General features: G+C 36.6%; 5 protein-coding genes. 4 read left to right on the top strand and 1 reads right to left on the bottom strand.

Features of this window, described 5'->3' with window-relative positions; all coding sequences use genetic code 11:
- Positions 1-517: 517 nt before the first annotated feature.
- The gene (locus F6K54_RS08270; RefSeq protein ID WP_293076380.1) at positions 518-2155 is read right to left on the bottom strand and encodes a DUF655 domain-containing protein; all 1638 of its coding nucleotides are present in this window, start codon (positions 2153-2155) and stop codon (positions 518-520) included.
- A 324-nt stretch (positions 2156-2479) separates the two neighbouring features.
- Between F6K54_RS08270 and F6K54_RS08265 the strand changes: the two genes are divergently transcribed.
- The 4 genes from F6K54_RS08265 to F6K54_RS08250 all read left to right on the top strand — a co-directional run bounded on the left by F6K54_RS08265 (position 2480) and on the right by F6K54_RS08250 (position 6364).
- On the top strand, positions 2480-3802 hold the full coding sequence (locus F6K54_RS08265; RefSeq protein WP_293076378.1) for a transposase: 1323 nt from the start codon (positions 2480-2482) through the stop codon (positions 3800-3802).
- 61 nt (positions 3803-3863) lie between these two features.
- Positions 3864-3998 (top strand): hypothetical protein, encoded by a 135-nt coding sequence (locus F6K54_RS08260; protein ID WP_293076376.1) that lies wholly within the window; start codon positions 3864-3866, stop codon positions 3996-3998.
- Complete coding sequence (locus tag F6K54_RS08255) at positions 3968-4288, top strand: hypothetical protein (RefSeq protein ID WP_293076374.1); 321 nt, start codon at positions 3968-3970, stop codon at positions 4286-4288. The genes F6K54_RS08260 and F6K54_RS08255 overlap by 31 nt, the downstream gene beginning before the upstream one ends.
- 891 nt (positions 4289-5179) lie before the next feature.
- Positions 5180-6364: a cysteine desulfurase family protein gene (locus F6K54_RS08250; protein WP_293076383.1), complete on the top strand. Its 1185-nt coding sequence runs from the start codon at positions 5180-5182 to the stop codon at positions 6362-6364.
- Positions 6365-7015: the final 651 nt, after the last annotated feature.

Raw genomic sequence — 7015 nt, 5'->3', positions numbered from 1 at the left:
TAGAATGGTTAAGTTAGGAGGAGTCAGGAGTCAGGAGTCAGGAGTCAGGAGGAGAAAGAATTACAAAGATGAGCATAGTTATGACGATTGAAGAATTTTTTTATGTCCAATTAAACGGATTTGATATTAAAAGTCAAAAGTTAAAAGTTAAAAGTCAAAAGTTAAAAGTCAGATTTTATAGCTCAAAACTTTGATGCTTCAGTAATTTCAGCAAATTATTCGACATCTAAAGTTTGAAACTATTTGTAACATTCTTTTTTCAAATTGGTATAAGAGCAAGTAGTCAGGAGGCCAGATGCTGTGAAACTTTTCTAGTTTTACACCTCATTGGCCAAAATCTATGTAGGGTTTGCTGAAAAAAACAAAGTGTGGGGGGGTTAGGAGTGTGGAAGTGTGGGAAGTGTGGGAAGACAGGGAAAGCAGGAGGAATAATTATTCTTTTATTTACCAGTGCTTTGAGATTAGACCAGTCAGCCATAATTATTAATTATTAATTATTAATTATTAATTGTTGAACTTACCAGGTAACTCGATCGCTTAACTGCTCTAATATTTTAGGTCCAATTCCTGGCACCTGGTCTAGGTCGTCTAAAGATGTAAAAGGTTTATTTTGTCTAGCTTGAATAATCCGCTCTGCTAATTTTGGTCCAATACCAGGTAATGTTTCCAATTCTTTAGCAGTAGCTGTATTGAGATTAATTTTAGTGTTAGTATCTATTGTCGGATTTTGAGTTTCTGTTAATAGATCGCCACATTCTTCTTGTTGTTTCTCTACTTTTTTAATCAACCAGGATGGTACACCCAGAGTAGCTGTTTGATAAAGTCTTTGAAATTCACGGTCAAAATGAGCTGCTACTGTAGAATTTTCAATTATCAATACAGTTTCATCATTGTTTTTATTAGCTGTTTCAGTCCAATTGTGAGAACCAGTTATGACAATGGAATTATCAATAATTCCGAATTTGTGATGCAGGCGATCGCCAGGGGGTAAATTTGGTACTCCTACTGTAAAAATTGGTTTTTCCCAAATCCGATTATTTGCTTCATATTTGCATTTATTAGCCAGAGCAATACCCATCATATCTAACCCTTCACTATAATAACGATAAGCAAAACTCGGATCGATTAAACCTTGAATTAATACTCCTTTTTGAGATTGATTTTCTAGGGTATTAACTAATTGTTGTGATGAAAATACAAAGAGGGATAAATCAATAGATTTTTGTGCTAATTCTAATGTTTGATTAATTAAACCATTGGTACTTTGCTGCCAAGATTTAGTACTAGAAATAGGAGAAAACTTTACTGCCACTTTCGTATCTCCAATAAATATTTGTCTGACAGGTCTAAATGTTTTTTTTATACCAAATGTACTATCTTGTTTTCCACCAGGTCCATCTCCCCACATTAGGTTAAATTCTTCTGTGAATAGTTCAGCTAATTCAGAACTTTCTATTTTTAAAAGATTATTAGCATTTCCTCTACTCATAGATTCTAAAAAATCTCCATGAATACCGCTATTAGTAAAGTTAGCTGAAGTAACAATAGTAGTTTGACCATCCACAACTACAAATTTGTGGTGCATAAGGCCATTACCCTTAGAACCATCGGCAGTATCATCAATCAAGGGAACCCCTGCATTAGTTAACATGACAAGAGCATCACTGCTATTAATTTCATCTTGACTAAGATGACCATCCATGTTATTATCAGCTATCTGAAAAAATTCTTTGTAGCGTTCCTGTTCCCGTTCAGACAGTTGAGTTACTTCAAATTCAGTTAGGCTCCCCCAAGAACGATTGTAGGTGTTTTCAATAATTACTCGTACCTCTATACCTGCTTGATAACGTTCGACCAAAGCTTGAGCAATGGCAGGTAAACGTAACTCTTGAACCGCCACATCTACACTAGAAGTAGCATTAGTAATAGTATCAATGATTATTTGTTCAAGATTATCTCCTAACCTTGTTTGCTGGCGAGTGGACTCAGTATAGGTTGAAGCTTGGGACTGATTAAAATAAACTTCAATTAAGGGGTCTTGTGGTAACTGGGGAAGTTGAGCAACTAACTGCGAATTTATATTCTGACAAGCAGTGAGAATCAGGCCCAGTAGTAAAATATAACCAAAGCGCAGTTTAGTAGAAAAAAATAACACTTCAAGAAAGTTGTAGACTTATAGATGAAAAAGCTGACCACTGAAGAAGGTCGTAGGTTGTAGGTGAAAAAGCTTACGTGCCACCTAAAATGTAATACCTAATCCTGATTCAAGCAGTGGCCTTAATCTTAAATATTTCTATTTTAATTTTAGCTAAACCGTCGAGAAGCCTCACACCATAATTTTAAAGAGGAGCGTGAGATGAATCGGCGGCCAATTGAATAGATTCGATGCCCATTAAATGGGTAAATATCCCAGCAGAAGCTTTCTCTCTGGTTAAAAAACTTGTATATTATATTGCTATAACCCCGGAAATTTTCCACCATGCGCACTGCCTACCAATATAAATTAAGGCCCAATAAAGAACAGTTGGCCACCATAGAAATGTGGTTGGAATTGTTGCGTCGGCAGTACAACTATAGGTTAGGCGAGCGGTTCTCGTGGTGGGACGAAAATCGCTGTCCGGTTAATGCCTGCCCCTTGGTGATGCCAATTCCAAGACTCAGAGATAATCCAGATTATTACTCTCAAAAAAAAGATTTGGTCAATACAAAAGACAAGTTTCCTGACTACAAACTGATTCATTCTCAAGTATTACAGGATTGCATAAAACGAGTAAAACTTGCCTTTGATAGATGGTTGAAAGCAGACAAAAAAGGAACTAGATTAGGGAAACCAAGGTTTAAAGGAAAAGGACGTTATCGTAGTTTTACTTATCCTCAAATCAAACAAAACTGTATTGAAGAAAATAAGATTAATTTACCTAAAATTGGTAAAATAAAGTTGATTCAACATAGACCATTGCCGTCAGGTTTTCAAATCAAAACCGTTACTATTAGCCGTAAAGCTGATGGCTATTATGTCACGCTATCCTTAGAAGATAAATCGGTTCCCTATTTCCCTGATGTCGAACCGACAACAGAAAATACTCTAGGAATCGATATGGGACTGAAGGAATTCTTCGTAACAAGTGAAGGAGAGTCGGTTCCCATTCCTCAATATTATCGTTCATCTCAGAAGCGATTAAAGACTCTACAAAAACGCTTATCCCGTAAAAAGAAAGGTAGCAAAAGATGGTTAAAAGCTATTCTAGCTGTAGCTAAAAAACATAAAAAAGTAGCTGACAAGCGTAAAGATTTTCATTTTAAAACAGCCAATAAATTGTTATCAAAAGCTGAAGTTATCGCCCATGAAAACTTAAATATTAAAGGGCTAGCAAAGACCCGTTTGAGTAAATCAATTAATGATGCTGGATGGGGCCAATTTCTAACTATTTTGACTGTCAAAGCCGGAAATGCTGGACAGAAAACCATAGCAGTGAATCCTCAAAATACCAGCCAAGATTGCTCGAATTGCGGTAAAAAAGTTCCGAAAGAATTAAACATACGAACTCATTCTTGCCCACACTGCGGTATTTTAATAGACCGCGACTTGAATGCAGCAATAAATATAAAAAATAGGGCGACGGGGCATCCCGTCCTTAAAGCACGCGCTTGTCCGATGCAGTGGCAGGACTACGAAACGAGAAGCCCACACTATAGCGAAAGCTTAGTTTGGGAGTATGTCACAACAGGTTTATTTGAATATTGTGTAATAATGGCCGATAATGTAAAATTTAGAGTGGACTATAACCCGACTGAAGTTTAATAAATAGTTTGTGGATTTTTCAATCAGGTCTGGAAAAAACATTGAACAAAGCTCAGAGAACTTGGTAAAAACTAACTTTGCTGTTTTATGCCGAAAAGAAAAAGGACTTTTCCGTGTGGCCATAAAGGATATGGGAGAAAATGCCATCGCTGTGAACAACAGGAGATGGCAAAGCAAAGAGTTGATGAAGAAATAGCGGAAAAGCGAGAAAAAAAGTTAGAGTGGGAAGCTTCTTTCGATGGCGATTTGATAGACTTGAGAGGTTTACCTGATTATGTAGTTGTCAAAGCTAGGGCAATTATTTCTGCATTAAATGATAATCAAAGCTATCGAGAATTTGGAGGTAAACGGCTCCGCCATAATCGTTTCATAGTAAGTATACCTGTTACCCGCAACTATAGAATGATTTGTCAAGATTATGGGAGTTTTGTTATACCACAGAAAGTTATGTCACATGAAGATTATAATGTTTGTAAACCTAAGTAGCTATTCAATCAATTAATAATTAATAATTAATAATTAATAATTAATAATTAATAATTAATAATTAATAATTACTTCTCCTTGAAAAGAAGAGGATTGACGAGACAGGAAAATTTTTTCTTCTCTTGGTATCATGTATATGGCTTCGAGACCTCGCCATCCCTCGACCGCTTTTTTCTCCTTGCTCATGAGAGGCTTTAAACCTTAATTATTCGGTAACTTTTTAGAATTTAACTATTATAAAGTATAGAAATATCTGAGTTACAATAGCCACATTAAAAATAATTCAGGCACATAGCATTCCTATGAGAATTGTGTAGAAAATATCTGGGAATTTACGAAAGATGGACGGGAGTTTGAAAGCCACATCTTTTTAAAGCGTGGATGAAAAACGAACTGGCGATTTTAATTACCTTAAAAATTTGTCATTTTATCTTTTTTAATTTTATCATATTAAAGGAAGTGTTCAACAATTAATTATTAATTATTAATAATTAATTAGGGCTTGCTGATTAAATCTAAAAGCATTGACATATAAAGGCTTTAGCATTTTGGAGGCCTTTAAAAAGTGCAAATTTTTCAGCTCTTTATGCTCAAAAAGTTAGTATTTTAGGCAAGACTATGGCAGAAAAATCATTCTGACAATTGTTACTCCTACCTCCTCTACATTCCCATTTATCCAGTATAGCTGTCTTCCCCTCCCCTCCTGGGAGGGGCTAGGGGTGGGTTGGGAGGGGTTAGGGGTGGGTTGTCTCCTACCCTCACCCATAAGACTTTTTCAGCAGACCCTAATTATTAATTATTGAACTACTTTTTCACTCCTTTATGTCAAAACTTCTGTGACAATATTTTGACTATATTGTATGAAGTTAATGATATAAACGGATAGACATGATGCAAATTTATCTAGACTATAGTGCCACAACACCAACAAGGCCAGAAGCGATCGCTGCTATGCAACAGGCTTTTACCCAACAGTGGGGTAATCCATCTAGCTTACATACATGGGGCCAGAGGTCGGCAACATTAGTCGAGAGGGCAAGAATAAAAGTGGCTAATCTGATCCATACAGTGCCAGAGTCAATTATTTTTACTTCTGGAGGGACTGAAGCTGATAATATGGCAATCATGGGCGTGGCGCATTGCTATGAAAAACCCCAACATATCATTATTTCTAGTGTGGAACATTCTGCGATTTCACAACCAGCAAGAATGTTAGAAAATTGGGGTTGGCAAGTGACAAGATTATCTGTCGATCGCCAAGGAAGAGTAGATCCTCAACAACTACAAGCAGCATTACAACCAAATACAGTTTTAGTATCAATAATTTATGGTCAAAGTGAAGTAGGCACTCTCCAACCTATCGAGGAACTAGGTAATATTTGTCGTTCTCATGGGGTTTTGTTTCATACTGATGCAGTTCAGGTAGTAGGGCGTTTACCAATAAATGTACAAAAACTACCAGTAGATTTATTATCTTTATCGAGTCATAAAATTTATGGTCCTCAAGGTGCGGGTGCGCTCTATATTAGAGAGGGTGTAGAGCTAGTACCAATATTGACTGGTGGTGGCCAGGAATTGAAGTTACGTTCTGGTACTCAGGCCGTAGCAGCGATCGCTGGTTTTGGAGTAGCAGCAGAATTAGCGGATGAGGAAATGACGACAGAAAGATTAAGGTTAATAAGATTGCGCGATCGCTTATTTGAACAGATGGCACAAACTTCTTATGTAATTTCTACTGGGGATCGATGGCACAGACTGCCTCATCATGTTAGTTTCTGCATTGTTCCCCCAGAAGTTGAAAGAGGGGAAATGGAAGATAAAATTACAGGTAAAACTTTGGTGCGACAGTTAAACCTGGCTGGAATTGGTATTAGTGCTGGTTCAGCTTGTCATAGTGGAAAGGTAACTCCAAGTCCAATATTACTCGCAATGGGTTATACAGAAGAAGCTTCTACTAGAGGTATTCGTCTAACATTAGGACGAGAAACAACGGAAGCAGATATTGATTGGACAGCAATGGTACTAAAACAAATTTTGGCAAGATTGATGCCTAGAAAACTTGCTATTGTGAATTAAAAATAAATATAGCATTTCAGGAGTCAGGAGTCAGGAGTCAGGAGTCAGAAGGAAAGAAGGAAAGAAGAAATACAAGGAGAAGAAAGTTTTTTATCGCTAATTAAACGGACATGATATGAAGTATAAATGACAAATAGTTTTGTCTTACTCTCTCTATGTAGGCAAAGAATTAGGATATGTATATTGTGATCGCTTTCTTAAAAGTAAAAGTAGTACAAATTTAAACAAGATTAATTATTCCTAATATGATTTGTTCAATGGGAGTATTTAGGGCTTGCTGATTAAATCTAAAAGCATTGACATATAAAGACAAGTGCCTTTTTTGGGTCAAAAAAAGTGCGCCTGTTTCAGCTCTTCACGCTCAAAAAGTTAGTATTTTAGGCGTATAGTTGGGCAGAACAATCTTGGGACAAAACTTAGCTCCTACCTCCTCTAACTTCCCATTTCTCCTGTCCCCCTCCTGGGAGGGGGAGGGGCGAGGGGTGGGTTGTCTCCTGTCTCCTACCCCTACTAAAAGACTTTTGAGCGCAAACCCTATTTAGTTTTTCATAACTTTTGTTATTTTTAAACTTAGTATTAATGTTAAAAAAATACTATTACTTAAGAGCAAGCACATTAGTCAAAAAAAGTAGTAATTATCTTTTTCTTTTT

The sequence above is a fragment of the Okeania sp. SIO3B5 genome, from assembly GCF_010692555.1.
Taxonomy (GTDB): Bacteria; Cyanobacteriota; Cyanobacteriia; order Cyanobacteriales; family Microcoleaceae; genus Okeania.
Note: the sequence above shows the minus strand (reverse complement) of the source record. Positions and strands in the feature narration are given on the sequence as shown.